The organism is Azospirillum sp. VT-I1 (assembly GCF_055698305.1).
The window spans coordinates 795,360-821,211 of record NZ_CP168800.1; the positions used below are offsets into that span (position 1 = coordinate 795,360).

Consider the following 25,852-nt stretch of genomic DNA (forward strand, 5'->3'; position numbering starts at 1 on the left):
CCTCCCCCAAATTTGAAATCAGTGCTGCCCGCCATGGGTGTCCTGCGGGCGCCAGTGCAGAAGCCGCTTTTCGATCATGGTGACGCCGGCGTCGATCAGGACGACGAAGATCGTCAGCACCAGCATGCCGGAGAAGACGCCGACGGTGTCGAACACGCCTTCCGCCTGATGGATGCGGTAGCCGAGCCCGGCGGCGGAGCCCAGATACTCGCCCACCACCGCCCCCACCATCGCGAAGCCGACGGCGGTGTGCAGCGAGGAGAAAACCCAGGACAGGGCCGAGGGCAGATAGACATGCCGGAACAGGTCGCGGGAGCTGGCGCCCAGCATGCGCGCATTGGCCAGCACCACCGGGCTGACCTCCTTCACGCCCTGGTAGACGTTGAAGAAGACGATGAAGAAGACCAGCGTCACCCCCAGCGCCACCTTCGACCAGATGCCGAGCCCGAGCCACAGCGCGAAGATCGGCGCCAGCACCACGCGGGGCAGCGCGTTGATCGCCTTGATGTACGGGTCGAAGACGAGCGAGACCAGCGGCGCCCGGGCGAACCAGAAGCCGAAGGCGATGCCCGCCACCGTGCCGATGACGAAGGCCAGCGCCGTTTCCAGCAGCGTGATGCCCAGGTGATACCAGATGACGCCCGACGCGAAGTCGGCCCAGGTGCGGGCCAGCACCGCCCCCGGCGTGCCGAAGAAGAAGGGGCTGAGGATCTTCGTGTCGGTCAGGACGTGCCAGACCAGGAAGAAGGCGACCAGGACGCCCAGCTGTAGCAGCAGGATGACCGGACGGCCGGGCAGGCGTTTGACATGGGATCTCATGATGTCGTCACCGCAGCTTGGTCTGGGCGTAGCCCTTCAGAACTTCGTCGCGCAGCTGGCCCCAGATCTCCTTGTGAAGGGCCAGGAACTGCGGCGTCATGCGGATTTCCGCCACGTCACGCGGGCGCTCCAGGTCGATGCGGTATTCGCCGATCAGACGCGCGCCCGGGCCGGCGGACAGCACCAGCACCCGGTCGGACATGGCGATCGCCTCCTCCAGGTCGTGGGTGATGAAGACCACCGACTTGCGGTCCGCCGCCCACAGGTCGAGCAGCTCGTTCTCCATCATCTGGCGGGTCTGGACGTCGAGCGCCGAGAAGGGCTCATCCATCAGGATAATCTTGGGATCGACGATCAGCGTCTGGGCCAACGCCACGCGCTTGCGCATGCCGCCCGACAGCTGGTGCGGGAAGCGGTCGCCGAACCCTTCCAGCCCGACGCGGGACAGCCAGGGCCGCGCGCGCTCCCGCGCCTGCGCCTTGGGGACGCCGCGGAACTCCAGCCCGGCGGCGACATTGTCCAGCGCCGACTTCCAGGGCATCAGCGCCTCGGCCTGGAACATGTAGCCGGCCTTGGGATTGATGCCGGTCACCGGCTCCCCGAAGGAGAGCGCGCGGCCTTCGCTGGGCTTCAGCAGGCCGGCGGCGACGTTCAGCATCGTCGACTTGCCGCTGCCGGTCGGGCCGACGATCGACACGAACTCCCCGTCGGCGACGGTGAAGCTGGCGCCTTGCACGGCGGTATAGGATCGTCCCCGGCCGTCGGGTGAGGGAAAAGTGCAGGTCACGCCGTCCAGTTGGAGGGCGGGTGCCGCGGCGGCCTCGGCCATATCGGTGTGGTCCTTATCGTTCGGGCGGTGCAATTTGGTTGGGAAGCCATACTGTCCGATCATCGGCGTATCGGCAACCTCTTGAGATCGCCACCGAATCCGAGGGGAGCCATTCCGCAAACGCACCGCTTACGGTGTCAAAGAAGGGACCGGGGGCGTTATCGGTTGCCGCAACGGCAGCATGTCCCGCATCAATGTCATAGACCGAAAGCCAGTCCCTACCATTCCGCGGAGCCGAGATGCCCACGCTGCCGAAACGCCCGATGATCGCGCTTGCCGTCCTGGCCGCCCTGCTCGCCGCGTGGCTCGGCTTCGCGGCATGGTACGATCACAGCCGGCGGGCGGACGAACAGCCGGCAACCTACAGCGCGCTGATCGAACGGGCCGGCCGCGGCGAAATCGAGTCCGTCACCTTTTCCAACGGCGCCGGCCATGCGGTGGCGACCGACGGCAGCCGTTACCGCATCGTGATGCCGGTCACCGATGACCTGCTGAAGGAGATGCGCAGCCACAAGGTCGCCATCGCCTTCGACGAAGGGCCGGACGGGCTGATGGCGCAGACGGTCCGCGTGCTCGACCGCGCAGCGCCCTTCCTGGTGGTCGCCCTGCTGATCGGCGGGCTGCTGCTCAGCAGCGGGCAGTTCTTCGGCATGGGCCGGACCACCCGCGTGCGTCCGGAGGACACCAAGACCGTCTTCGCCGACGTGGCGGGCGTGGACGAGGCCAAGGAGGAACTGCGCGAGACGGTGCAATTCCTGAAGGACCCGCGCCGCTTCGCCATGGCCGGCGCCCGCGTGCCCAAAGGCATCCTGCTGGTCGGCCCGCCCGGCACCGGCAAGACCATGCTGGCCAAGGCGGCGGCGGGCGAGGCCGGCGTGCCCTTCTTCGCCGCCTCCGGCTCCGACTTCGTCGAGATGTTCGTCGGGCTGGGTGCGGCGCGCGTCCGCAGCCTGTTCAAGACCGCCCGCGCCAGCGCGCCCTGCATCCTGTTCATCGACGAGATCGACGCGCTGGCCGGCAAGCGCGGCGAATCGAACAGCCATTCGGAACGCGAGCAGACGCTGAACCAGCTGCTGGTCGAAATGGACGGCATCGTCGAGGGCGGCGAGGTGGTGGTGATCGCCGCCACGAACCGGTCGGAGATGCTGGACGCCGCCGTGCTCCGTCCCGGCCGCTTCGACCGCCACATCCATGTCGGCCTGCCCGACGTGGCGGGACGCGAGGCCATCCTGGGTGTCCATGCCGGCCGGCTGACGCTGGCGCCCGACGTCTGCGCCCGCACGGTGGCGCGCGGCACGCCCGGCTTCTCCGGCGCGGAGCTGGCGAACCTGACCAACGAGGCCGCCCTGTCGGCGGCGCGCCAGGGCCGGGTCGTCGTCACCATGGCCGATTACGAGGCCGCCAAGGACCGCGTGCTGATGGGCACCGAGCGCCGCAGCCTCGCCCTGTCGGCGCACGAGCGGCGGCTGATCGCCGTCCATGAGGCCGGCCACGCGCTGGTGTCCCTGCGCTGCCCGCAGGCCGACCCGATCCACAAGGCCACCATCATCCCGCGTGGCGGCGCGCTGGGCATGGTGGTGCGGCTGCCGGAGGGTGACCGCGTCTCGGTCTCGCGCGCCAAGCTGATGGCCGACATCGCCGTCGCCATGGCCGGCCGGGCCGCCGAGGAGATCGTCTTCGGCCCCGATCATGTCACCACCGGTGCGGAGGCCGATTTCCGCGCCGCCACCGACCTCGCCCGCCGCATGGTCACGGCCTGGGGAATGAGCGAGGAGATCGGCTATGTCGCCCATGCCGCCGCAGAGCCGGGCGCCCGGTCCGAGCGCACCGCATGGCGCATCGACGAGGAGGTCCGCCGCATCACCGACGAAGGCATGGAGCATGCCCGCCGCCTGCTGCGCACCGACCGCGCCGCCCTGGACGGCATCGCCCAGGCCCTGCTGGAGCGGGAGACCCTGAGCGGCGACGAGATCACGGAACTGGCCGACCGCGAGGAGGAGCGCGCGACCGAGGCGGCCTGAGATCGCGCAACGCGGCGGCAGCCAAGGGCGGGCATGCAGCCCCATCAACCCGACAGGAAATGTCCCGCATTGCGGCGCAGGTGCATACCGGGGTAGATTAATCCGGATGGGAACTGGGTAACAGAGGGGGCGCGATGACGGGGCCGCTATCCCGCCGCACGGTTCTGCGGACCGCGCTGCCCCTCCTCGCATCCCTGCCCCTGCTTCCGGGCCGACCGGCCGGGGCACACACTGCAGCAGCCGACGCTGCCGCCGTCATCAGGGTCGGCGCTTACGAATTCCCGCCCTATGTCGATGAAAAGGGCGGCGGCGTCACCCGCGACCTGCTGGACCTGTTCAACGCAGCGCAGTCGGAACGGCGGTTCGAGATGGTCCGCACCGCCCCGCAGCGGCGGTACGACGACCTGGAGCAGGGGCGGTTCGATATGATCGCCTTCGAATGCAGAAATTGGGGCTGGCAGGACCGGCCGGTCGAGGCCACCCGCTCCTTCCTGCGCGACGCCGAGGTCTTCGTCGCCCGCGCGGCCCCCGGCATCGACCAGCGCTTTTTCGACGATCTGTCCGGCAAGTCGATTCTCGGGCGGCTGGGGTTCCACTACGCCTTCGCCGGGTTCGAGGCCGACCCGAAAATCCTCGAACAGCGCTTCCGCACCCGCGTCACGGTGACGCATGAGGGCAATGTCCGCAGCGTGGTCGCGGGCCGGGCCGATCTGGCCATCGTCACCCGCTCCTTCCTGACCCGCTTCCTGCAGCGCGAGCCGGACCTCGGCCGGCAGCTGCTGGTGTCGGAGCGTACCGACCAGATTTACGAGCACACCATCCTGACCCGCCGGGGCGGAACCGTCGCGACCGCGTGGCTCGACTCGCTGCTCGACCGCCTCGCCGCGGACGGGCGGCTGGAGTCGCTGTGGCGACGGAGCGGGATTCTGACGTGAGGCGCCGATCCTCCCTGCTGGCGCGGGTGGCCGGGGCCATCCTGCTGACCACCGCGACCATCGGGTCGGCGGCCGTGCTGCTGTCGGAACGGATCGTGGAGGACCAGCGCCACCAGGACCTGCTGCGCCGCGCCGAACTGGTCGCGGCGACCCAGGCCGACGCGCTGAGCGGCCCGGTGTGGGAACTGGACAACCGCAGCGCCCAGCGGATGATCGAGGCGCTGACCGGCCGCGACCCCGCCATCCGCTCCATCACGGTGTTCGAGACCGACCGCGACCTGCCGCTGGCGGAGATCACGGCGACCGGCGAGGACAAGGCGGAGCGCATCACCGTCGAACGCCCCATCGTCCTGCACGGGCGCGAAGGCCGGGTCCAGACGGTCGGCACCCTGCGGATCGCCTATTCGACGGCGGAGGTCCGGCAGGCCACCCTGGATGCGCTGGTGCCGGTGGTCGGGCTGCTGCTGCTTTCGCTGCTGGGGGCGATGGCGGTGCTGGGCCTGACGATGAACCGCATGGTGCTGCGCCCGTTGCGCCGGCTGACCCAGCTGGCCAGCGCCATGGCGCGCGGCGATTATGGCGCCCGCGTGGATGCCGGCCGCACCGACGAGATCGGCGTGCTGGCCGACGGCTTCAACCGCATGGCCGCCACCGTGCAGGATCACACCGGCATGCTGGAAAGCCGGGTCCGCGAACGGACGGAGGCGCTGGCCGCCACCAACCGCGCCATCATGGACAGCATCAACTACGCACAGCTGATCCAGTCCGCCATCCTGCCGTCCGCCGATGCGCTGTCGGCCGGCCTGACCGAGCATTTCGTCCTGTGGCGCCCGCGCGACGTGGTCAGCGGCGATTTCTATGTCTGCCGGGAGGTGGCGGACGGATTCGTCGTCGCGGTCGCCGACTGTACGGGGCATGGCGTGCCGGGCGCCTTCATGACGATGACCGGCAGCGCGATGCTGAACAACGCGCTGGACCAGTTGGGCGCCGCCGACCCGGCGGCGGTGCTTGCCGCCGTCGACCGCAAGGTGCGCGCCGCCCTGCATCAGGAGGGGGAAGCCCGAAGCGGGGCCGAATGCTTCGACAACGGGCTGGATCTCGCGCTCTGCCACATCAGGCCCGCCGAGGGGCGGCTGGTTTTTGCCGGCGCCCGCATCCCCCTGCTGATCGTGACGGACGACGGCGTGACCGAGCTGCGCGGCGACCGGAGGAGCCTTGGCTACCGTCCGGCCGGGCAGGCGGCGGACCGGTCGGTTGCCGAGTCGTCCTTCACCAACCACGGCATCGCCCTGCGGCCGGGCCAGACCTTCATCCTGGGTACCGACGGGCTGGCCGACCAGAATGGCGGGGAACATGGGCGCAGCTTCGGCAGGACACGCTTGCGGGACATGCTCCGCCAGGGCGGAACCGGCCCGCTGGACCGGCTGAAGACGGAGCTGGAATCCTCCCTCGACCGGTTCCAGTCGGGACGCGAACAGCGCGACGACATCACTCTTTTCGGCTTCCGCGTGCGGCTGACCGACGCAGCAGCCGCGAACCGGGCCGGATCAGGCCGTCGCGCCGCATAAAGGCCTGGACCGTCCGCGCGAATCTGTTACAGAGATGACACCTTTTGTGACAGGTTGTGACGCGCCGTCCGCAGCAGGTCCAGCCCAGATTCCGAAGCCCATCAACTTTGTTTTAAAATTTAGGCATTCTAGGGTATGTTCCACCCGTTGTAGTGGTGTGCACAGGCGCGGCATCAGGGAGAGCACGGCATGGCAGGTCCGACGATCGTCGTGGTCGAAGATGAGAGTTCGCTCCGCTCCGATATGGTGGAATACCTGACGGGCTGCGGATTCCATGCGATCGGCGCGCGCGACGGTGCGGAACTCGACCGTCTGCTCCAGGATCACAATGCGGCGGTCGTGATCCTGGACGTCAACCTTCCGGACGAGGACGGGTTCAAGATCGCGGCGCGTCTGCGCGACGGCCATGGTGCGGGCATCATCATGGTCACCGCCCGCGGTTCCACCGTGGACCGGGTGGTCGGGCTGGAGATCGGCGCCGACGCCTATCTGGTGAAGCCGGTGGAGCTGCGCGAACTGGAAGCGCAGGTGAAGTCGCTGCTGCGCCGGCTGAGCGAGCGCGCCGCCGAATCGGCAGCCCAGGCGGCCGGCGGCACGCCGCCCGCCGACGCCGGTCACGACGGCATCGACGAGGCCCGCTGGTCGTTGGATCCCACGGAATGGAGCCTGACCAATCCGGCCGGTATCCGCATCAGCCTGACCAGCATGGAAATGAAGCTGACCAGCCTGCTGGCCGCCCAGGCACGCAAGCCGGCGACTCGCGACCAGATCTCGCAGGCCCTCTACAACCGCCGTTGGAACCCGGAAGACCGTTCCATCGACACCGTCGTCGGCCGGCTGCGCCACAAGGTGGAGGGCGCCATTGGCGGTCCCGCCCCGCTGAAGTCGGTGCACGGTGTCGGCTATGTCTTTTCCGCGCCGATCCGGGTGGTGGGCGCGGCACAGGGCTGACTGATACCAGCGGTCATCCTCAATGACCGCTGGTATCAGTCCTGACCCGGCGTCCGGCGCGGGAACAGCAGCGTGAAACTGGTTCCGCGGTCCGGCGCGCTGTCCACCGCGATGGACCCTTTCAGCACGCCGACCACCAGATTGTGGACGATGTGCAGCCCCAGCCCGCTGCCGCCGCGCCCGCGGCGCGTGGTGAAGAACGGCTCGAAGATCCGGGCGCGGTGCTCCTCGCTCATGCCGCGGCCGGTGTCGGTGAAGCACAGGCGGACCGTATCCGGAGTCGGGAGGTCCACCGTGATCGCCATGTCTCCCGGCCGACCGTCGGCGAAGGCATGGGTCAGGGCGTTCATCACCAGATTCGACAGAATCTGCGACAGCACGCCCGGATAGCTGTCCAGTTCCAGATCGCCGGGACAACTCACCGACACCGCATGGCCGGAGGGCCGGAGCTTCGGTTGCAGGCTGACCAGCGTATCCTGGATGTAGGCGGCAAGGTTGACGCAGCGCCGCACGGCACTTGCCCGGTCGACCGCGACCTGCTTGAAGCCGGCGATCAACTGCGACGCCCGTTCGCAGTTGCCCAGGATCAGGTCGGTGGTGTCGATGGCGGTGGCGAGGTAGCGGGCGAACTTCGCCTTGCCCAGTTCCCCATCCGCCGCCCGGCGGCGCAGGGACTGGGTGGCATCGGCAAGGTGGGAGGCGCAGGAGACGGCGATCCCGACCGGCGTGTTGATCTCGTGCGCGACCCCGGCGACCAATGCCCCGAGGGACGCCAGCTTTTCCGACTGAACCATCGCCTCCTGCGCCTCGCGCAGGCTTTCCAGCGCGGCTTCGGCCTCGCTGCGCCGCCGTTCCAGCTCGTGGTTGGCGTCGCTCAGCTGGGCCTGCAGGCGGTCGCTGACCCGGACCAGCCGCTGCTGCTCCCGCGTGCTGAGTTCGAAGGCGGCGACGAATTCGCGGAACTCGGACAGGCACTGCGGCGCCAGCGCCTCCAGCCTCTTCTCCAGCGCGCGGGCCTTGGCGAGCGCCTCCTCCTCGGCCGCGAAGAGGTTGAAGCTCATGGACCGCCGCCGGCGGGGATCTCCCGCATCCGGAAGACGACATGCCGCAGATCCTCGGCGAAATCCTCGCCCAGTTCGCGCATGGACTCGTCGTTCTCCTCCACGCACCAGGTCAGCGTCACCGGGCGGCCGGCCTTCGCCACGGTCTCCAGCATCTGGAAGATGTTCATCAGCGCCTTGGCGCTGGAACTGTTGAAATACAGCAGTTCCATGTCGAAGCGGATCGGGCCGCCGTCGGCGCGGGCAAGATAGCCGCGCAGCGCGTCGAACACCGGGCCGAAGAAGCCGGCGACGTCGTCGGGATAGGATTCGCCGGTCATGCGTAAATGGCCGCCGGCGAAGTCGAAGGAGACGCCCGGCGTGCGTCCGGTGGCGGGAATGGTCAGGCTGTCCATGGCTCGTCGCTCGGTTCGGCCGCTCAGACGCGGACCTTGAGGCAGAAGAAACTGCGGTCCGCGTCCATCGTATCGAAATCATAGTCGATGGGATCGCTGGCCCGCCGGGCGATCTCGATCAGCCCCAGGGTCGCACCCCGGCTGCCGTCGTCCGGCTCCTCCCGAAGCTGCTCGCGGTAGTAGCTCTTGATGCCGTTGCGGTCGAGGCTCTTCAGATAATCCAGGCGCTGCCTCAGTCGCGGGACGTCGCCGTTGCGGACGGCATTGCCGCAGACGATGAAGACCTTGCCGTCCTCCACCCCGATGGTCACCATGCCGGCGCTGAGTTCCACCGCGCGGCCAGCGCTGCCCGACATCTTTTCCGCCGAATAGCGGATGATGTTCTGCATCTGCTCAACAAAGACGGAAAAGACCCGGCGGATGGTGGGACCATCGGCCTCCTCCAGAGCCATCTTTTCGCGCAACGCCTCGCCCAGAGAATAAAGTATCCCTTCCGACAAGTATCCACTGAAGGAAAACAGAATACCTTTGTCATCCAGATCGCGTTTGATCGCCGCATACTGCTGTGCAAGCATGGGAGCCGCCTGATTTTCCGTCAGTGCCGGACATGTGCCGACTATCTCATTCCTTATCCCAAAGGGCCATAGCATTTCGCTCGGGCTTGACATCGGGCGCCATCACACCGGCAACAGGACCCGGAAGGTCGATCCCTTGCCGAGTTCGCTGTCCACCGCCACAGCGCCGCCATGCAGCAGGACGATCTGCTGGACCGTATGCAGCCCGATGCCGGTCCCCGGAACGCCCGAGGCGCCGGACCCCCGGAAGAAGCGGTCGAACAGGCGCGGGATCTCCTGGGCAGGGATGCCCCGGCCATGGTCGGTCACCTCGATCACGGCCATGGCGCCGTCCTTTTCGCCATGTAGCAGGATCGGTTCGTCCCGCCCCGAATACTTGACCGCGTTGTTGACGAGGTTGGTCAGAACCAGACCGATCAGATGGGCGTCGATTTCCGCCAGACGCGGCAGGCCGTCCAGCTCCATCCGGAACTCGCGGTCGGGGTAGGCGACGCGGAAAGGCCGGACGACGCTGCGGATCAGGTCCGGGAGATCGATCTCGGCGCGGTCGAGGACCAGCGCGTTGCTCTGCAGCCGTTCGTCGGTCAGATGCGCGTCGATCAAGCCGGTCAGGCGCTGGACGCTGCCGCGGATCACCGCCAGCCTCTCCAGCATTTCCGGCTCCACCTGCTCCGCCTTCATGGCAAGCAGCTGGGCGGCGCTGTCGATGATGGCGAGCGGGGTACGGAACTCGTGGCTGACCATGCCCAGGAACTGGCGCTGGCGGTCGCGCGCCAGCAACTCGCACTCCAGCGCGCGCTCCACCCGCTCCTTGGCGAGGATCAGCGCCTTCTGGTTGGCGGCAAGCTCGTTGGTGCGCTCCTCCACCCGCCGCTCGAGCGAGCGGTTCAGCGCCACCAGCTCTTCGTAAAGGCAGACATTGTCGAAGCCGATGGCGACCCGGTTGCAGAACAGCTCCAGCAGCCGGTGTTCGTCGGGGGTGTAGGGCTCCGCCCGTTCCAGCCGGAAAACGGTCACGCCATGCTCACGCGTGCGGAAGACCAGGACGCAGCGGTCGTCATGGTAGAGATTGCGCTGGGTCCGCAGCGCATCCTCGATCTCCGCCACCGCGCCGGCCGGCAGGACGGCGGCGACCGGCATGCCGATGCTGCCGGCGAACTCCCCTAGGCCGGCCACCAGCGCGACCGTCCGGCTGCCGTCACCGCGTTCCAGCGGCCGGCAGGCGAGCACGGAGGGCGTGCCGCCCGGATCGACGAGGCGGGCAATCTGCTCCGCTAACCGTTCGACGAAGGCGCCCATCGACCGCATCTCGAACAGCGACGACGATGCGTTGAGGATCCGCTCCAGACCCTGCCTGTTGCGTTCGATGGTCACGATGTCGCGCCACGCCCGCAGCGCGCTGACCAGCGTGGTGAACAGGCGCTGGGCGGTCAGCTCGCTCTTGGCCTTGTAGTCGTTGATGTCGTATCCGACGATGACGTCGCGCTCCGGCGCCTGCCCCGGCTGCCCGGTGCGCAGGATGATGCGCATGCGCTGGTTCCCCAGATCCTGCCGGATGTGGCGGACCAGCCTGAGGCCGGCATCCTCCGTTTCCATCACCACGTCCAGCAGTGCGACCGGCAGGTCCGGCCGCAGGGCCAGGATCTCCTTCGCCTCCTCCGCCGACAGGGCGCTCACCACCTCGAAGGGGCGGCCGTCGAAGTCGAAGTCGCGCAGCAGCACCGCGGTCATGGCATGGACCTGCGGATCGTCGTCCACCACCAGGATGGGCCAGGGCGAGCCGGAAGGCCGTTGGGGACGCACCGCCGTGACGGCCCCGTCCTCCGGACCGAACAGCAGCTCGTCGTCCGGTCCGCCATCCTTCCCCATCATTCCCGTCTCCCCCTTGGCCGGCACAGGTCGGCCCCGGCCCGCCCGCCCGACCTGCCTGTACGACGTTCAGTCAGGATGGAAGCACTGTCCGCGACCACTTCCAAGGCCGATTCGACCCGTTCGGTAGCATTCGTTTCAATTTGTCGCATATGACGGAGGATCGTCGCCGCCCGCCGATAATCATCCGGAAGAAGATGCTTGCCCGCGAAGTGCCGGAAGCTTGTCTATGGAAACGTTCAGTGTGTTTACGACCACGAGGCTTGCGTCCGGCGGCACCGCGCCTCTGTGCTTCCCTTTGCATCAGGCTCCATATGGTTACCTCCCGCTCCACGGCCGCTGCCGTGCCTTGCGGCGAAGCCGCCGGTCCACAGCCCGACCATAGCGAGATAATCATGAGAACAAAATCCCTGCCTGGTTGCAGGGTGACGAAGGTCGGGCGTTGCGCTATGCTTGACCGTAACCATCGCCCTTCATCAACGGAACGTCTTGCCCAGATGACCCCCGCCGGTTTCGAACAGCATGCGCACGCCGCCGGGGATTCGACAGCGCTGCATGGACCGGACAGCGTACGGGCGGGGCGCAAGGCCGCCTCTCCGGCAGTCCTGGCGCTGCTTGCCGTCGCCCTTGCCCTTACCGTCGCCATGCTGGCGATCGCCGCCCACCAGTACCGCAGCCAGGTGACGGCGGAGGCGGAGAACCGAAGCACGGCCATCGCCCGCGTGCTGGAAGAACATGCGGCCAAGACGCTCGGCATCCATGCCATGACGCTGCTGCACCTGGAATGGATGGTCGACGATCTGGGATGGGACCGCATCGACGCTTCGCCCCTGCTGCACGAACGGCTGAAGATCTTCGCCTCGCAGACGCCGGAGGTTCAGTCCTATTGGATCACCGACGAGACGGGTCGCGTCCGCGCCAGCAGCTTCGAATGGCCTATGCGGATGCTGAGCGCGGCCGATCGCGAGTATTTCCGCGCGCATCTCGGCAAAGGCGACACCATCCACATCGGTCCGCGGCTGAGCGGCAAGATCAACTCGGAGATCTTCTTCACCCTCAGCCGCCGGATGGAACTGCCCGACCGCCGGTTCCAGGGCGTGGTCCAGATCTCGTTGCTTCCCGACTATTTCGCCGAATTCTACCGGTCGGTCCTGCATGATCCGCGCGACGTCATCCTGCTTCTGCGCGAAGACGGTCAGCTGATGGTGCGGGAGCCGTTGGGCGGCGACCCCAACCGTGCCGACATCGGCCATTTTCCGGAGCTGGTCACCACACCCGACAGGAACGGCACCTTCCGCGCCGTGACCTCCTTCGACGGGGTGGAGCGGGTGCTGGCCCGTCGCAAGGTGCCGAATCTCCCGGTCTATGTGGTGTATGGCACCGACCTCGCTTCCATCGAGGCGGCATGGCGAAGCCGAGTTGAGCCTTATGCCCTGTTCGCCCTTCCGTCTTTCGGCCTGCTCGGGCTGCTCGGCTTCATCGCGTTGCGCCGGTCCCGGCAGGCCGCCGACGCGCAGGATGCCTTGCGCCTCGCCAACGAAGCGCTGGAAAGCCGGATCGCCGAGCGTACCCGCCACCTGGACCAGGCGCTGGCCGACAAGGAGGTGCTGCTGCGCGACATCCACCACCGGGTGAAGAACAACCTGCAGGTCATCCTCAGCCTGCTGGAACTGCAGGCGCAGCGTTCGCCGGAACTGGAGGCGCCGTTCAGCGAAGCGCTGAGCCGCATCAACACGATGGGGCTGATCCACGAGCAGATCTACCGCTCGACAGGGGTGTCTTCGGTCCGGCTCGACAATTTCATCGAGGCGCTGGCCGGTCACCTCGGCAGCTTCCACCGGCGCCCGGGCCGGGAGATCACCATCCGCCACCGGGTGGAACCGCTCGCCGTCGACCTGAACCGGGTGGTGCCCTTCGCCCTGATCCTGAACGAGGTGGTGTCGAACGCCTTCAAGCATGCCTTTGCGGACCGCTGTTCCGGCACCATCACCATCACCGTCACGGCGGAGGACAGGATGCTGCACCTGACGGTGGCGGATGACGGCACCGGCGCTCCCGAACCGCAGCCGGCGGCGGAACCCGGACGGCGCTCCATGGGCATGGACCTGATCCGCGCCTTTGCCCGGCAAATCCGTGGCGAGTACCGGTTCACCCGCGCGGACGGCACGCGATTCGACCTCTGTTTTCCGCAGGAGGAGGAGGCGTCCTAGACACCGCTCAGCGCTTGCTCCGTTTGGCCGGCGCGGTCGCCACGCCGTTGATCGGGTCGTCGGACTTCGGCAGCTTTTCCGCGATTCCGAAGGCCAGTTCCCGGCGGCGCAGTTCAGCCAGGATTTCGTCCGGGGCGATGTCCAGGTCCGCCAGCAGGACGACGAGGTTGTAGAGGAGGTCGGCCCCCTCCATCACCAGCGCGTCGCGGTCGCCGCGCATGGCCTCGATCGCCACCTCTATCGCCTCCTCCCCAACCTTGCGGGCCATGCGGGCACGCCCCTGGGCCAGCAGCTTTGCCGTGCGTGAGGCTTCAGGTGCGGCGGAGGGCTCGCGCCGCAGGGATTGCACCGCTTCGTACAGGCTGCGGAGCGGATCGGGACCAATGTACTGAACCATGGGCTTGAAGTCGTTTTTTCGGGATGCGCTGTCAAGATATTGGTTTGATGTCCGAACATTTCAGCGGCGAAACGGGAACCCCTCCAACGGATATTTCAATCACCGAACGTCAGTATCGCTGATTAATAATGCGACTGATGATCTGCCGAAGAAAATCTCGGTCAAGCTGTAATTTTTGCAGCAGCCAGCAATGCAGACAGAGCGTATTTGGCATTGGGTATACCAGTATATAGTCTCCTCACCAGCTTGATGGAGACCGATCATGACCACCACCACTTTCCAGCCCGGCACCGATCACAACACTTCGACCGATGCCCTGCATGCCGTCGCCGAATTTCCGGTGGCCTGGTTCGAAGCCACCCCGGCCTATCTGGTCCTGCGCCCGGTCGCGGCCTTCCTGCGCGAATGGGTCGCCGCCACTCCCGCCGGCATCGTCCTCGGCCTGCTGAAGCGTTGACCCCTTTCCTATCCATTCTGTTCGACGGAGACCATCATGAGCAGCCTCAGCCTTCATCGCGGCGATCACGACATCCATGGCGACGGCCTGTCGCTGCATCCGGTCCGCGATTTCGTCGCCGACTGGCTGGAAGCCACCCCGGCGGCCATCCTGCTGCGTCCGGTCGGCACCTTCCTGGCGGACTGGGTGCAGGCCACTCCCATGGCGATCCTGTTCCGCTCGCTGCAGCGCTGACACCCGCGCGGCACGCTAGACCGGATCCGAAAGGCGACCGCGGCACGGCCCGTTCCAACGGGCGGCCGCGGCCTTTTCATGTCCAGATTCGCTACTTCCTTGAGCTTGGTCGTCGACCGGCCGCTCCCCGCCGCCGGCGCGTCACACGCCGCCGCGGACATCCTCGACCAACAGTTCCAGTTTAGGCAGGTCGCGCACCACCAGGGCATCGGGGCGCCGTTCCAGAATGCCGTCGCGGGTCAGATCGCTCAGCACGCGCGCCACGGTCTCGCGCGTCGTGCTGACGCGGGACGCGATATCGGAATGAACCGGAATTGGGGCGATGATCGCCGAGGCCCCCCGCCGCGTGCCCCGTTTGGCAAGGCGCAGCAGTTCGGCATGGATGCGGTTGTTGGCCCCCAGCGTCGACAGTTCCATGATGCGGTCGGTGGCGCTGCGCAGCTTGTCGCAAAGCCGCAGCATCATCGCCATCGCCAGTTCGGGATGGGCGGCCACCAGCTGCTGGAAGGGCCGGGCCGGCAGGAAGGCGATCAAAGCCCCCTCCCCCAGCGCCACGACGGAGGCGGAGCGCGGCCGGCCGTCGAGCGCCGACATCTCCCCCACCAGTTCCCCGCTTTCGATGTCGCTGAAGCTCACCTCGCGCCCGCCGGCCGAGTGGCTGACCACCCGCACGCTGCCGTCCACGATGAAGGCGACGTCACGGGTGTCCGCCCAATGGTCGATCAGCTGCTCGTCCGGGGCGAAGCGACGCCAGCGGCATTGGCGCGCCACGGCCGCCCGCTGATCCGCCGAGAGCGGGTGCAGCAGCGCGATGCGGTCCAGCCCGCCGGGCGGTGCGTCCGGCATGGCGTCTGGATTCGGCAACTCGGCTTTTGACACGGGACTGTTTCGGCCTCCGGCCCGGATTGCTTCTTGCGCGAAAGGATAGCTCGACCTGCACAAAGGGGAAGGCGTTGTGACCAATGGCCGGTGTCAACCCTCCGTTAACGCTGAGGGGGCAGAAGGGACTGACGCCTCGCCAATCAGCCCTTCTCCGCCCCCTCCTCTGTTGCCGGAGTGCCGACCATGCCCAACCTGTTCCCCGTGCCCACCGCCCGCCGCGTCGATTCCCAGCGCCTGCTGTCGGTCGCGCTGATCCCCTTCGCAGCGTCCGTCGCCATGGCGAGCACGGTCGCCGCCACCGGCTTCACCGCCAGCCCGCTCGGCGAATCGACCAGCACGCTCGGCTTCCTGCTGGACTTCACCACATTCTGCTATCTGGCCGTCGCCATGGCCCACCTGTCGGGTGCAATCGCCGACCGCACCTGCGGCGGCATGGCCGCCGGCCTGTCGATGGACGAGTTCGACGCGCCGGAACCGATCTCCGGTGAGGAGTTCTGGCAGGCCTTCCCCAACCATGTCGATGGCGCCGCCATTGCCGGGGCGGTCACCCTGCTGTGCGTGATCGCCGGATCGCTTGTCGGCTGACCCGTCCGCACCACACGGCAGTTGAGAGCGCGGCGCGCTTGCCCCACTATGGCGCAGGCAGACGACAGGCGGGTGGGCAGGCGTGAGCGGAGATCAGAAGGACCTGAAGGCACAGGAAAAATCCCAGCCGACGGAACCGGCGCGGCACCGCCGCGAGGGCATCGGATTCATGGGACGCCTGCGCGCCTATTTCCTGGCAGGCATCCTGGTCACCGCCCCCATCGCCATCACCGCCTATATCGCCTGGTGGTTCGTGTCGCTGATCGACGGCCATATCAGGCCCCTGATCCCCAGCGCCTACAATCCTGAAAACTACCTGCCCTTCTCGATCCCCGGTCTTGGGTTGCTGGTGGTGATCGTCGTCGTCACCCTGATCGGCGCCTTCGCCGCCGGCTATGTCGGCCGGCTGGTCCTCGGAGTGGGCGAAGGGGTGGTCGGGCGCATGCCGGTCGTCCGCTCCGTCTATGGCGCGGTGAAGCAGATCTTCGAGACCGTGCTGGCCAAGAAATCCAACGCCTTCCGCGAGGTGGTGGTGATCCAGTATCCGCGGCCCGGTGTTTGGTCGCTGGGCTTCATCACCGGCAATGCCCATCCGGAGGTGCAGTTGCAGCTGGCCGGACAGGCCGACGACATGGTCAACGTCTTCATCCCCTGCGCCCCGCCCACCGCCGGCTATCTGGCGATGGTGCCGCGGCACGAGGTGACCGCGCTGAACATGTCGGTTGAGGACGGCCTGAAGCTGGTGATGTCCGGGGGCATCGTGGTTCCGCCCGACCGCCGACCGACTCTGGTGGCGCCGCCGCCCGCCGACGAGGAGGGCCGAAGCCCGGATGACGGCCGGGATCAGCCCGACCGCAAGGTCTTCGCCGCCGCGTCGCGTTCGAAGAGATAGAGCAGGGTCCGCAAGGCCTGTCCGCGCGGGCTGGCGAGGTCCGGGTCGCGCTCCACCACCAGCCGTGCGTCGTCGCGCGCAACCGCCAGCAGATCGCCGTGCACCGCCAGATCGGCCAGCCGGAATCCGGGCAGGCCGGATTGGCGCGTGCCCAGCACCTCGCCGGCACCGCGCAGGCGCAAATCCTCCTCGGCGATGACGAAGCCGTCCTCGGTGTCGCGCAGGGTCTTCAGACGCGCCCGCGCCGTTTCGGTCAGGTTCGAATCGAACAGCAGAAGGCAGCTCGACGGCTTCTCGCCACGCCCGACCCGGCCGCGCAGCTGGTGGAGCTGGGCGAGACCGAAGCGCTCGGCATGCTCGATCACCATCACCGTCGCTTCCGGCACATTCACGCCGACTTCGATCACAGTGGTGGCGACCAGCACGTCCAGGCTGCCCTCCGCAAAGGCGGCCATCACCGCGTCCTTGTCCGGCCCGCGCATCTTGCCATGCACCAGTCCGACGCGGTCGCCGAAGGTGGCGCGCAGGAAGGCATGGCGTTCGGTGGCGGCGGCGAGGTCGCTCTGCTCCGATTCGTCGACCAGCGGGCAGACCCAATAGACCCTCGCGCCCTCCGCCACCTTGCGATGGATGCCGCCAACCACCTCCTCCAGCCGGTCGAGCGCGATGGTGACGGTCTGCACCGGCTTGCGGCCGGCCGGCTTCTCGGTCAGGCGCGACACGTCCATGTCGCCGTAGGCGGTCAGCGTCAGGGTGCGCGGGATCGGCGTCGCGGTCATCACCAGCACGTCCACCGCCCGCCCCTTGGCCGACAGCTGCAGGCGCTGGTGCACGCCGAAGCGGTGCTGTTCGTCGATCACCGCCAGCGCCAGATCCTTGAAGGCGACATCCTCCTGGAACAAGGCGTGGGTGCCGACCAGCAGCGGCAGCTCGCCCGACGCCAGCCGGTCGAGCACCGCCTGACGCGCCTTGCCCTTGTCGCGCCCGGTGAGCAGCCCGATCTCCACCCCCGCCGCCTTGCACAGCGGCGCCAGGCTTTCGGCATGCTGGCGGGCGAGGATCTCTGTCGGCGCCATCAGGGCGGCCTGGGCGCCGGCCTCCACCGCGTTCAGCATTGCCATCAGCGCGACGACGGTCTTGCCGCTGCCAACGTCGCCCTGCAAAAGCCGCAACATGCGCCGTTCGGCCGCCATGTCGGCGTAGATGTCCTCCAGCGACGCCGCCTGCGATCCGGTCAGGGAGAAGGGCAGCGCCGCCAGCGCGGCACGGCGCAGGCTGCCGTCGCCCTGCGTCACCCGCCCGGCAAGCCGCCGCTGGCTGGCCCGTACCAGCATCAGCGCCAGCTGGTTCGCCAGCAGCTCGTCATAGGCGAGGCGGCAGCGGATGGGGGCGGTGGCGGCGAGGTCGCCCTCATCCTCCGGCGTGTGGGCGCGGGTCAGCGCCTCGGCCCAGCCCGGCCATTGCCGGCGGGCGAGCCAGGCCGGGTCCTGCCATTCGTCGAGCTTCGGAACGTCGCCGAGGGCGGCGCGCACCGCCTTGCGCAGGGTTTTGGCCGGCAGGCCGGCGGTCATCGGATAGACCGGCTCCACCAGTTCCAGGTCTTCCTTCGAATCGACCGGGACCACGGCGTCGGGATGGGTGATCTGGGCGGTGTCGTTGAACCACTCCACCTTGCCGGAGACCACCATGGTGGTTCCCGCCGGGATCTGCTTCGACAGCCAGTCGCCGCGGACGTGGAAATACACCAGTTCCAGGACGCCGGTCTCGTCGGTGCAGCGGATCTTGTAGGGATGGCGCGGGTTCACCGGCGGCGCGTGCGAATCGATGCGCACCGTCAGGGTGGCGATGCGACCGTGCGGCGCCTGCGCGATCTTCGGCGAGAAGCGGCGGTCCACCACCCCGCAGGGCAGATGCCACAGCAGATCGACCACATGGGCGCCGGCCAGCTTCTCCACCAGCTTGCCCAGCCGGGGGCCGAGGCCGGGGAGAGCCGTGACCGGTTTGAACAGCGGAAACAGGATGGCGGGACGCACGAGCGGGACGCTATCGGGAAAGCCTTGGACGGCCTTCAGAAAGCCGCTTGGGCGGGGCGGCGTCAAGGCCGCTGGACGGTGGCCGGGCAAAAGGCTGCAGGGCAATTGGCTGCCGGGGGAAGGAACGGCGGAGCACACCCAGGGCCGGGGCCTGCGGTGGGGGGCAACGTCGGCCGGAAAATGGCCCTGGACGCGCTCCGCCGATAGGTACCGTCCAGTGGCAAACGGGAGAGCCGGACGGTCATGTCCGATGGCAGGGGACCATCGGGAAGAGACACCAGATGAGAAGACGCTCTGGATGACTGGCCGGTGTTTCAGGGGGGCTGGCCCGACCGCGTCACAAGAAGGACTGTAGCCCCGTGGCCCTGTCCCGAACCTGACCCGACCATGAAATCCACGTCATGAACCGGCGTTCATGCCGGGGTGGACGCCTCGCGCCGTTGTGCCGCAGCAGCCAGACGATAGAGTTCGTCGCCGTCCAGGATGATGACGATGCGCCCGTCGTTCAGAAGCGACACGCCGCCGACCCCCGGCACGTCGGCAAGGCCGGGATGGCTTTCGCGGACGAACAGGTCGCCCCGGCGCAACAGTCTGTCGATCTCCAGCCCGATGCGGCGGTTGCCGTGGCGAAGCACAACGACGAGGCTCTGGCCGGGGCCGGCCGGCGGCCATTCGCCTTCGGCGGGAAAGCCCAGCGCGTCGGCCAGCCGGACCACCGGCAGCACCCGCTTGCGGCGCAGAACGGTCCAGCAGCCGGACAGCTGGTGGAAATCGTCGGCGGTGAAGCCGCAGACCTCCTCGACGAAGCGGTCGGGTATCGCCAGCACCTGATCGTCCACCTGGACCAGCAGCGTGCGCAGAATCGCGGCCGACAGCGGCAGGTCGATGGCGAAGGCGGTGCCCGCCCCTTCCCGGGTGCGGATGGCGATGCTGCCGCCCAGCCGGTTGATGGCGTTTCGCACCACGTCCATGCCGACGCCGCGGCCCGAGGTTTCGGTCACCGTGTCGGCGGTGGAGAAGCCGGGGGCGAAGATGAACTCGCGCACCGCCTCCGGCGAAAGCAGCAGGCTGTCCTCCTCGCCGATCAAGCCCTGGCGGACCGCCTTGGCGCGCACCGCCTCGGCGGCGATGCCGCGGCCGTCGTCGGCGATCTCCACCACCACGCGGCTGTTGCGCTGGATGGCGCGCAGGCAGAGCGTCGCCTGGGCCGGCTTGCCCGCCGCCTCGCGGTCGGCCGGTGTCTCGATGCCGTGGTCGATCGCGTTGCGTACCATGTGCATCAGCGGGTCGTAGAGCGTCTCCACCATGCTCTTGTCGATGCGCACCTCGCCGCCCTCCATGGCGAGACGCACCGACTTGCCCTGGATCCGTGCCAGTTCGCGCACGATGCGGGGAAACTGGTTGAACAGGGTTTCGATCGGCACCACGCGCAGGTCGAGCGCCGCCTCGCGCAGCCGGTCGACGGAGCGGCTGAGCTGGGTGTCGAGGTCCAGAAGGTCGCGGCGGTGGTGCTCCACCGCCTCCTGCAGGGCGCGCAGGTCGGGGTCGCCGGCGCCCAGCCGCTCGGCCAGCCCCGCCAGCGCCCTTTCCAGGCGCAGGTCGTTGGCGGTGGCGTTCAGGTCGCCGGACAGCAGGACCATGCCGTCGATGCGCGCCATGAAGCGGTCAACCACCTCGCCAGGGACGCGCAGCACGCCGCCGCCGGGCGCCGCGGCCGGGCGCGACGGGGCGGCGGGCATCGCCGGCGGCAGATCGGGGGTGAAGCCGGGCGTCATTGCGGCGGCGGGCGCGACCGCCGGCAAGGCCGAACTCGGCTGATCCCCGGCCGATTCGGTGGCCGGTTCGGCGTCCGCCGACACCCCGCCCGCCCCGGCCGGTTCCATGGGAGTGCAGGGGCGGATGCGCAGGAACCCGCCGCTTGGATCGATGCCGGCCAGGGCGTCGGCCAGGGCGGGAAGCTCCTGGGGGGAGGCGATCAGGACGCGCAGCCAGGTCTTGCCTTCGATGAACTCCGGCCAGTTGGTGATCGCCCGCACCTTGCTGCCCATCCACTGGACGAAGCCGGAGGCAACCTCAGCCGAGGTCTCCAGGAAGGCGGTGACCTCGTAGAGGCGGACGGCAGGATCGGCGATGGCGGCGCGCAGATCGGCGGTGCTGTCCGGCGACAGGAAACGCAGCAGCCCGGGATCGAGCCCGAGGGCGGACAGCTCCTCGGCGGTCAGCGGCCGGCGCGCCTCCCCGGCCTCCCTCTCGGCGGAGACGGCATCGACGAAGGCGCGCAGGCGCCCTTCCAGCACCATGGCGCCGTCGGCGTCCAAATCCTCCGCCGGGTCGCAGGACGCGCGCGCTGCCAGATCGGCGAGCGCGCTGCGGGCATCGGCCAGCAGGATCGGCCAGTCGGCATGGCCGGCGGCGGGCGCCCGGCGCATCACGTCGGCCAGCACCCGCAGCAGGGCGGAGCCGCGCGGCAGCCGGACGATGTCCAGCGTCGAGGCCATGCGGTCGAGCAGCCCCGCCAGTTCGGCCGCGGCCCCGTCGACCAGGGATGCCGGGTCAGCCAGCAGCGCATCGGCGCGGGCAGCGCCCTGGGCCAGCAGCTGGGCATTGTGGTCGGCCAGCAGGGTGGCCAGGATCGCCGCACCGGCATCCTTGCCGGTCAGCCGGCCGATGCGGGCACTGGCGGTGGCGACCGCCTGCAGTTCCCGCAGGATGCCGTCCGCATCGCGGGCCGCCAGCGCCTCGCGGAAACGGCGCAGCGTATCGGCGAAGGGCAGGAAATTCAGCCTCTCGCAGGCCAGCTGCAGCCGGTCGGCGGTGTCGTCGACGCTGCTGAGCCCCTCCCCGTCCAGGCTGTCGAGGTCGAGCGCGCGGGTCAGCGTCGCCATGCCGTCATGCAGCAGCCCGACGAAGAGACCGAGCATCCGCTCGTTTTCGTGCAGCCGCACCGGCGGAGGAGGCGGCGATGCCGGAACCGGCTTGGCCGCCGGGGCTTCGCCGCCCAGCGCGTCGAGCCGCGCCAGCAGGTCGGCCGGCGCCTGCCCGTCGCGGCGGTCGCGCATGCCGGACTCGGCCAGTCCGCGCAGCGCGTCCAGCGCTTCCAGCAGCGGGGCGGCGACGTCCTCCGTCAGGGGCAGCGCGCCGGTGCGGACGCGGCCGAGAATCGTCTCCGCCCTGTGGGCCACCGCCTCCATCGCGAAGAGGTCCATGGCGCGCGCCGCGCCCTTCAGCGAGTGGAAGGAGCGGAACAGGGCGGCGATCCGTTCCGCGTCCGGCACGCCGCCGGGAGTGGCGGAGAGCAGCTTTTCCAGCAGGTCGAAATGCTCGCCGGCCTCGACGCCGAACTGCCGCCACAGGGTCTCGATCAGTTCGCTGCTCATTGTTCACCGCTCAGGAGGCGTAGAGCCTGGGATCAGGGCTTCACGGGCGGGGAAGACCGGCGGCGCGGCGGATGGCGGCGACGATGTCGTGGCCCTTCTTGTGGGCGAGGTCGAGGCTCATGGTGCCGGACGGCTTGGCGATGATCTCCACCGCGCCCAGCGCGCGGGCCTCGTTCGCCTCGGGCGAGCCGACCTGGGCGACGGAGGAGATGATGATGACCTTGGCGCGCGACATCAGCGACAGATGCTCCATCACCTCCAGCCCCGACATCTCCGGCATTTCGATGTCCAGCAGGACGATGTCCGGCTTCAGGTTCTTGACCATCTCCAGGGCCACCTTGCCGTTTTCGGCCGCGCCGACGAGGGACAGCTCGTCGTCCGCGCGCACGATGTCGCCGATGATGGTGCGCATCAGCACCGAGTCATCGACCAGCAGGATCGTCGGCTTCGCCATGGGTGAGAATTTCCTATGCTTGCAGTGCCAGTCGGCGTTCGGAATCCGCGTTCGGGTCAGGCGGGTGTGAAGAGGATGTTCAGCTTGCGGGCGATTCCCGCGACCGGCAACACCTCCGTGGCGACGCCGGCGCGGATCGCCGCCTTGGGCATGCCGTCGACGGCGCAGGTCGCCGGATCCTGGACCAGGACGGGAAGGCGCCGCTCGGCGAAGGCCGCCGCGCCGAGGCTGCCGTCTTCGCCCATGCCGGTCAACACGACGGCGACCGGCGACTCCGCCGCCTCGGCGGCGCTGCGGAACAGCCGGTCGGCGGAGGGGTGGTAGATGGTCTCCGCCGGGTCCGCCGCATGCAGGGAGAATCGGCCGGAGGACGGACGGCGCACCGTCCAGTCGCCGCCGCCGCGCAGGATGGTCACCACGCCGGGGTCGAGCGCCGCATTGTCGCAGCCCTCCACCACCGGCCGGCCGAGCGAGCGGACGAGGGAGGCGGCGAAGCCCGCGGTGAAGCTGGCCGGCATATGCTGCGCCACCACCAGCGGACAGGGCAGCGGCCCCAGCGCGCCCAGCAGTTCCGCCAGCGCAACCGGCCCGCCGGTGGAGACGCCGACCACGATCAGGTCGGGACGATGCCCGCGGATGACGGGGCGCGGCGGCGCCGGCGGCTCCACCGAGAGCACGGGCGCAGGGACGCCGCCGGCCTCCCCGGTCAGGGCCATGCGCCAGCGGCCCCAGTGGCGCACCTTCTCGGTCAACTGGCGTTCGATGGACGCCATGTCGAAGGTGATGAAGGAGCTGTTCTTGCAGACGAAATCCACCGCCCCGGTCTCCAGCGCCCGGATGGTGGCCGCCGCCCCCTCCGACGTTTCGTTGGAGACCATGATGCAGGGCGGTCCCTTTTCCGCCGCGATGGCCTGCACCGATTCGATGCCGTCCATGATCGGCATGTTCAGGTCCATGGCCACGACATGCGGCTTCAGCTTGCGCGACAGGCGCAGCGCCTCGGCGCCGTTGCGCGCCTCGCCGACGATCTCGATGTCCGATGCCGGCTCCAGCATCTTGCGGAGCGCGATGCGGACGAAGTTGCTGTCGTCCACCACCAGCAGGCGGATGCGCGGGCCGGTCATGGCGCGGCGGTCCCGGCCGGGAGGGCCCTGGTTGCGGTGGGTGAGGCGGCGGCGGTCAGCCCCTCCGGCCTCAGCACGGGGATCAGCGCATGGTCCAGGCGGATGACGGCGGCGGTCAGGCGGTCGGACAGCGGATCGACGTCCTCGGCGGCGATCTTGCGGATGCGTTGGATCTCGTCGGCGATCACCGCCACTGTGCCCCCGTCGATCTCCACCAGGATCGCGATTCCCGCCGTCGGCGGCGCGGTGCCGACCGGTCCCTGCGACAGAAGCCGGCGCAGGTCGAGCACGGGCAGGATGCGGCCATCCACGTCGGTCAACCCGTCGAAGCTCTCCGCCCCCTGCGGCAGGCGCAGGCGGTCGGACGCCTCCACGACGCGGCGCACCTTCTCGAACTCCAGCGCATAGACCCGCGCCTCCACCACGAAGGTCAGGAAGCGGCGGTAGAAGCGGCGCGGCAGGCGGCTTTCGGCCAGATCGTCGTCCGGGTCGCCGCCCTCCGGAACGAAGCCGCCGATGTCGTCGAGATGATCGCCCAGCATGCGCGCTCCGCTCCTCACGTCGAGCCAAGTCCCATCGTAATCCACCACCCGTGCCGGCGCACCGGCCTCCCCGGCGCGCACGCGGTCCAGCGGCACGCGCACCACCCCGCGCACGCCGTCCACCCGCACGCCGACCGGACCGCGCCCCGTCCGCAGCACGGCGGCATAGCCGCCGGGACGGTCGCCCACCCCCAGCGGGTCGGTGACCAGGACGGAGCGCTTCTGCACCGGCGCCACACCGCGGACGATGGCCGGCGCGTTGGGCAGAGGGCGCAGGTCGGCCAGCGGGAAGACCAGCAGCAGGTCGGCCATCTCCAGCGCCTGCGGTTGGCCGGCGACCTCCACCATCAGCAACCGGACGCTGGCGCGCTCGCGCGACGGGTCGGGCGGTTCGGCGGCGGCGCCGGTCAGCGCCTCGGCATCGAACGGCCCGGCCCGGAAGGGACCGCGCCCCAACTCCATCCGGTCCGGGTCGAGCAGGCGCAGCGAGCGCTCGCCATGGCGCAGGCGGCCGGCCACCGGCGTCCCGCCATCCTCCGGCTCCGCTTCGGCGAGCGTCACCCGCTCCGCCGGCAGGGTGCCGCCGATCCGGCCGGCGCGCAGGGCCAGCAGCCCGGCACCGGCACGCAGGACGATCAGCAGCCCGCCCCGCCGGCCGCCGGCCCAGGCCAGCCCGAGCGACCGATAGCCGGTGACGTCCAGCACCGGCAGGATGCGTCCCCCGACGGTCGCCAGCCCTTCCACCTGTGGCGGCGCGAAGGGCAGGCGGGTGGTGCCGGTCGATTCGGCGACCTCCTCCACCCGGTCGGCCGGAACGGCGAAGGGCGTGCCGGCGATGTCGAAGGTCAGGAAACCGCGGGCGGTCATGGCCCCGTCTCCCGCCGCCGGTAGGCGAGCGCCCGGTCGCCGCGGTGACGCTCGAACCGGCCATCCTCCGCCAGCCGGTCGGTGGTGCCCAGCACCAGCCAGCCGCCCGGAGCCACCGCCGCCGTCAGCAGGGAGAGCGCCCGGTCGCGGCTGTCGTCGTCGAAATAGATCATGACGTTGCGGCAGGACACGAGGTCGAAGCCCCCCGCCGGCGCGCCGTCCGGCAGTCCGGCATCCATCAGGTTGTGGCGGGCGAAGCGGACGATCCGGCGGGCGTCGGCATGCACCCGGCGGTGCAGCGGCGCCTCGCTCCCCAGCGGGACGAACCAGCCGCCATAGCCGTCCGGCATCTCGCGGAACGGCCCCAGCCCCTCCCCGCCATAGCAGGCGTTGGCGGCCTGCCGCACGGCGAGGCGGCTGAGATCGGTCCCCAGAACCTGCAGGTCCCAGTCGGTTTCCAGCCCCTGCGCGGTCCGGCGGGCCTCCCCGGCGTCGGCCAGCGCCTCCAGTGTCACGATGGCGAGGCTGTAGGCCTCCTCCCCGTGGCGCAGCCGGCGCTCCAGATCCGCAAGCTCCGGTCCGCCCGCCGGTCGGCGATCAGCCGGGGAAGCAGATGGCCGCGCAGATGGGCGTGGTGCGGCAGGTCGCGGAAGAAATAGGTTTCGTGGATGGTCAGGTTCTCGATCAGGCTGAGCCAGTCCGGACTGTCGGCCGGCGCCCGTTCGATCTGCGCCACCCACTCCTCCAGCACCGGCAGGGGCATCGCCGCCAGGAT

General features: G+C 69.1%; 22 protein-coding genes and 1 pseudogene. 9 read left to right on the top strand and 14 right to left on the bottom strand.

Features of this window, described 5'->3' with window-relative positions:
- Window positions 1-18 precede the first annotated feature (18 nt).
- On the bottom strand, window positions 19-819 hold the full coding sequence (locus AB8P05_RS03780; RefSeq protein ID WP_472758861.1) for an ABC transporter permease: 801 nt from the start codon (window positions 817-819) through the stop codon (window positions 19-21).
- A gap of 7 nt (window positions 820-826) precedes the next feature.
- The gene (locus tag AB8P05_RS03785; protein ID WP_472758862.1) at window positions 827-1,648 is read right to left on the bottom strand and encodes an ABC transporter ATP-binding protein; all 822 of its coding nucleotides are present in this window, start codon (window positions 1,646-1,648) and stop codon (window positions 827-829) included.
- Between the two features lie 239 nt (window positions 1,649-1,887).
- Between AB8P05_RS03785 and ftsH the strand changes: the two genes are divergently transcribed.
- The 4 genes from ftsH (at window position 1,888) to AB8P05_RS03805 (ending at window position 7,123) form a co-directional block, all read left to right on the top strand.
- Window positions 1,888-3,669, top strand: coding sequence for an ATP-dependent zinc metalloprotease FtsH (gene ftsH, locus AB8P05_RS03790; RefSeq protein ID WP_472758863.1), 1,782 nt, complete (start codon window positions 1,888-1,890; stop codon window positions 3,667-3,669).
- Between the two features lie 134 nt (window positions 3,670-3,803).
- Window positions 3,804-4,604, top strand: coding sequence for a substrate-binding periplasmic protein (locus AB8P05_RS03795; protein ID WP_472758864.1), 801 nt, complete (start codon window positions 3,804-3,806; stop codon window positions 4,602-4,604).
- Entirely contained in the window at window positions 4,601-6,172 is a 1,572-nt protein-coding gene (locus AB8P05_RS03800; RefSeq protein WP_472758865.1) for a SpoIIE family protein phosphatase, read from the top strand. The genes AB8P05_RS03795 and AB8P05_RS03800 overlap by 4 nt, the downstream gene beginning before the upstream one ends.
- Window positions 6,173-6,361: 189 nt before the next feature.
- Complete coding sequence (locus AB8P05_RS03805) at window positions 6,362-7,123, top strand: response regulator transcription factor (protein WP_472758866.1); 762 nt, start codon at window positions 6,362-6,364, stop codon at window positions 7,121-7,123.
- 35 nt (window positions 7,124-7,158) lie between these two features.
- Here the strand turns inward: AB8P05_RS03805 and AB8P05_RS03810 are convergent, their stop codons facing one another.
- The 4 genes from AB8P05_RS03810 to AB8P05_RS03825 all read right to left on the bottom strand — a co-directional run bounded on the left by AB8P05_RS03810 (window position 7,159) and on the right by AB8P05_RS03825 (window position 11,026).
- Window positions 7,159-8,184 carry a sensor histidine kinase gene (locus AB8P05_RS03810; protein WP_472758867.1) on the bottom strand — a complete coding sequence of 342 codons (1,026 nt, stop codon included), beginning with the start codon at window positions 8,182-8,184 and terminating at the stop codon, window positions 7,159-7,161.
- On the bottom strand, window positions 8,181-8,579 hold the full coding sequence (locus tag AB8P05_RS03815; protein WP_455171968.1) for a DUF1987 domain-containing protein: 399 nt from the start codon (window positions 8,577-8,579) through the stop codon (window positions 8,181-8,183). The genes AB8P05_RS03810 and AB8P05_RS03815 overlap by 4 nt, the downstream gene beginning before the upstream one ends.
- A 23-nt stretch (window positions 8,580-8,602) precedes the next feature.
- On the bottom strand, window positions 8,603-9,154 hold the full coding sequence (locus tag AB8P05_RS03820) for a SiaB family protein kinase (RefSeq protein ID WP_472758868.1): 552 nt from the start codon (window positions 9,152-9,154) through the stop codon (window positions 8,603-8,605).
- 102 nt (window positions 9,155-9,256) lie between these two features.
- On the bottom strand, window positions 9,257-11,026 hold the full coding sequence (locus AB8P05_RS03825; protein WP_472758869.1) for an ATP-binding response regulator: 1,770 nt from the start codon (window positions 11,024-11,026) through the stop codon (window positions 9,257-9,259).
- 494 nt (window positions 11,027-11,520) lie between these two features.
- On the opposite strand from AB8P05_RS03825, the gene AB8P05_RS03830 reads away from it, so the two are divergent.
- Window positions 11,521-13,233 (top strand): sensor histidine kinase, encoded by a 1,713-nt coding sequence (locus tag AB8P05_RS03830; protein ID WP_472758870.1) that lies wholly within the window; start codon window positions 11,521-11,523, stop codon window positions 13,231-13,233.
- A gap of 7 nt (window positions 13,234-13,240) precedes the next feature.
- On the opposite strand, the gene hisE is transcribed toward AB8P05_RS03830, so the two are convergent.
- Entirely contained in the window at window positions 13,241-13,630 is a 390-nt protein-coding gene (hisE, locus tag AB8P05_RS03835; protein ID WP_455171972.1) for a phosphoribosyl-ATP diphosphatase, read from the bottom strand.
- A 262-nt stretch (window positions 13,631-13,892) separates the two neighbouring features.
- On the opposite strand from hisE, the gene AB8P05_RS03840 reads away from it, so the two are divergent.
- Together AB8P05_RS03840 and AB8P05_RS03845 are read left to right on the top strand one after the other, a co-directional pair.
- The gene (locus tag AB8P05_RS03840) at window positions 13,893-14,087 is read left to right on the top strand and encodes a hypothetical protein (RefSeq protein ID WP_472758871.1); all 195 of its coding nucleotides are present in this window, start codon (window positions 13,893-13,895) and stop codon (window positions 14,085-14,087) included.
- 36 nt (window positions 14,088-14,123) lie between these two features.
- Window positions 14,124-14,321 (top strand): hypothetical protein, encoded by a 198-nt coding sequence (locus AB8P05_RS03845; RefSeq protein WP_472758872.1) that lies wholly within the window; start codon window positions 14,124-14,126, stop codon window positions 14,319-14,321.
- Between the two features lie 141 nt (window positions 14,322-14,462).
- Here AB8P05_RS03845 and AB8P05_RS03850 read toward each other — a convergent pair whose 3' ends face one another.
- Window positions 14,463-15,167 carry a Crp/Fnr family transcriptional regulator gene (locus tag AB8P05_RS03850; protein WP_472758873.1) on the bottom strand — a complete coding sequence of 235 codons (705 nt, stop codon included), beginning with the start codon at window positions 15,165-15,167 and terminating at the stop codon, window positions 14,463-14,465.
- A 219-nt stretch (window positions 15,168-15,386) separates the two neighbouring features.
- Here AB8P05_RS03850 and AB8P05_RS03855 point away from each other — a divergent pair, with 219 nt between their 5' ends.
- Both AB8P05_RS03855 and AB8P05_RS03860 read left to right on the top strand, forming a co-directional pair.
- A complete protein-coding gene (locus tag AB8P05_RS03855; RefSeq protein WP_472758874.1) occupies window positions 15,387-15,788 on the top strand; it encodes a hypothetical protein in 402 nt (133 codons plus the stop codon).
- 82 nt (window positions 15,789-15,870) lie between these two features.
- Window positions 15,871-16,680 (top strand): DUF502 domain-containing protein, encoded by an 810-nt coding sequence (locus tag AB8P05_RS03860; RefSeq protein WP_472758875.1) that lies wholly within the window; start codon window positions 15,871-15,873, stop codon window positions 16,678-16,680.
- On the opposite strand, the gene recG is transcribed toward AB8P05_RS03860, so the two are convergent.
- From recG to AB8P05_RS03890, 6 genes and pseudogenes are all read right to left on the bottom strand, one after another.
- Complete coding sequence (recG, locus tag AB8P05_RS03865; RefSeq protein ID WP_472758876.1) at window positions 16,632-18,713, bottom strand: ATP-dependent DNA helicase RecG; 2,082 nt, start codon at window positions 18,711-18,713, stop codon at window positions 16,632-16,634. The two genes, AB8P05_RS03860 and recG, sit on opposite strands and share 49 nt — an antisense overlap.
- Window positions 18,714-19,126: 413 nt before the next feature.
- Complete coding sequence (locus AB8P05_RS03870; RefSeq protein WP_472758877.1) at window positions 19,127-22,090, bottom strand: chemotaxis protein CheA; 2,964 nt, start codon at window positions 22,088-22,090, stop codon at window positions 19,127-19,129.
- 40 nt (window positions 22,091-22,130) lie between these two features.
- A complete protein-coding gene (locus AB8P05_RS03875; protein WP_472758878.1) occupies window positions 22,131-22,544 on the bottom strand; it encodes a response regulator in 414 nt (137 codons plus the stop codon).
- A gap of 56 nt (window positions 22,545-22,600) precedes the next feature.
- Window positions 22,601-23,668, bottom strand: coding sequence for a chemotaxis-specific protein-glutamate methyltransferase CheB (gene cheB, locus AB8P05_RS03880; protein ID WP_472758879.1), 1,068 nt, complete (start codon window positions 23,666-23,668; stop codon window positions 22,601-22,603).
- Window positions 23,665-25,077 carry a chemotaxis protein CheW gene (locus tag AB8P05_RS03885; protein ID WP_472758881.1) on the bottom strand — a complete coding sequence of 471 codons (1,413 nt, stop codon included), beginning with the start codon at window positions 25,075-25,077 and terminating at the stop codon, window positions 23,665-23,667. Before AB8P05_RS03885 ends, cheB begins: the two co-directional genes overlap by 4 nt.
- A pseudogene (locus AB8P05_RS03890) lies at window positions 25,074-25,840 on the bottom strand (CheR family methyltransferase). The gene AB8P05_RS03885 and the pseudogene AB8P05_RS03890 overlap by 4 nt, the downstream one beginning before the upstream one ends.
- Between the last annotated feature and the right edge of the window lie 12 nt (window positions 25,841-25,852).

Excerpts from the sequence above, each read along its gene's own strand:
- cheB (WP_472758879.1), bottom strand. The coding sequence starts at position 23,668 with ATGACCGGCCCGCGCATCCGCCTGCTGGTGGTGGACGACAGCAACTTC.
- hisE (WP_455171972.1), bottom strand. The coding sequence starts at position 13,630 with ATGGTTCAGTACATTGGTCCCGATCCGCTCCGCAGCCTGTACGAAGCG.
- AB8P05_RS03820 (WP_472758868.1), bottom strand. The coding sequence starts at position 9,154 with ATGCTTGCACAGCAGTATGCGGCGATCAAACGCGATCTGGATGACAAA.
- AB8P05_RS03875 (WP_472758878.1), bottom strand. The coding sequence starts at position 22,544 with ATGGCGAAGCCGACGATCCTGCTGGTCGATGACTCGGTGCTGATGCGC.
- AB8P05_RS03885 (WP_472758881.1), bottom strand. The coding sequence starts at position 25,077 with ATGACCGCCCGCGGTTTCCTGACCTTCGACATCGCCGGCACGCCCTTC.
- AB8P05_RS03855 (WP_472758874.1), top strand. The coding sequence starts at position 15,387 with ATGCCCAACCTGTTCCCCGTGCCCACCGCCCGCCGCGTCGATTCCCAG.
- AB8P05_RS03795 (WP_472758864.1), top strand. The coding sequence starts at position 3,804 with ATGACGGGGCCGCTATCCCGCCGCACGGTTCTGCGGACCGCGCTGCCC.
- AB8P05_RS03785 (WP_472758862.1), bottom strand. The coding sequence starts at position 1,648 with ATGGCCGAGGCCGCCGCGGCACCCGCCCTCCAACTGGACGGCGTGACC.
- AB8P05_RS03825 (WP_472758869.1), bottom strand. The coding sequence starts at position 11,026 with ATGATGGGGAAGGATGGCGGACCGGACGACGAGCTGCTGTTCGGTCCG.
- AB8P05_RS03810 (WP_472758867.1), bottom strand. The coding sequence starts at position 8,184 with ATGAGCTTCAACCTCTTCGCGGCCGAGGAGGAGGCGCTCGCCAAGGCC.
- AB8P05_RS03805 (WP_472758866.1), top strand. The coding sequence starts at position 6,362 with ATGGCAGGTCCGACGATCGTCGTGGTCGAAGATGAGAGTTCGCTCCGC.
- AB8P05_RS03780 (WP_472758861.1), bottom strand. The coding sequence starts at position 819 with ATGAGATCCCATGTCAAACGCCTGCCCGGCCGTCCGGTCATCCTGCTG.
- ftsH (WP_472758863.1), top strand. The coding sequence starts at position 1,888 with ATGCCCACGCTGCCGAAACGCCCGATGATCGCGCTTGCCGTCCTGGCC.
- AB8P05_RS03840 (WP_472758871.1), top strand. The coding sequence starts at position 13,893 with ATGACCACCACCACTTTCCAGCCCGGCACCGATCACAACACTTCGACC.
- AB8P05_RS03850 (WP_472758873.1), bottom strand. The coding sequence starts at position 15,167 with ATGCCGGACGCACCGCCCGGCGGGCTGGACCGCATCGCGCTGCTGCAC.
- AB8P05_RS03870 (WP_472758877.1), bottom strand. The coding sequence starts at position 22,090 with ATGAGCAGCGAACTGATCGAGACCCTGTGGCGGCAGTTCGGCGTCGAG.
- AB8P05_RS03830 (WP_472758870.1), top strand. The coding sequence starts at position 11,521 with ATGACCCCCGCCGGTTTCGAACAGCATGCGCACGCCGCCGGGGATTCG.
- AB8P05_RS03845 (WP_472758872.1), top strand. The coding sequence starts at position 14,124 with ATGAGCAGCCTCAGCCTTCATCGCGGCGATCACGACATCCATGGCGAC.
- AB8P05_RS03815 (WP_455171968.1), bottom strand. The coding sequence starts at position 8,579 with ATGGACAGCCTGACCATTCCCGCCACCGGACGCACGCCGGGCGTCTCC.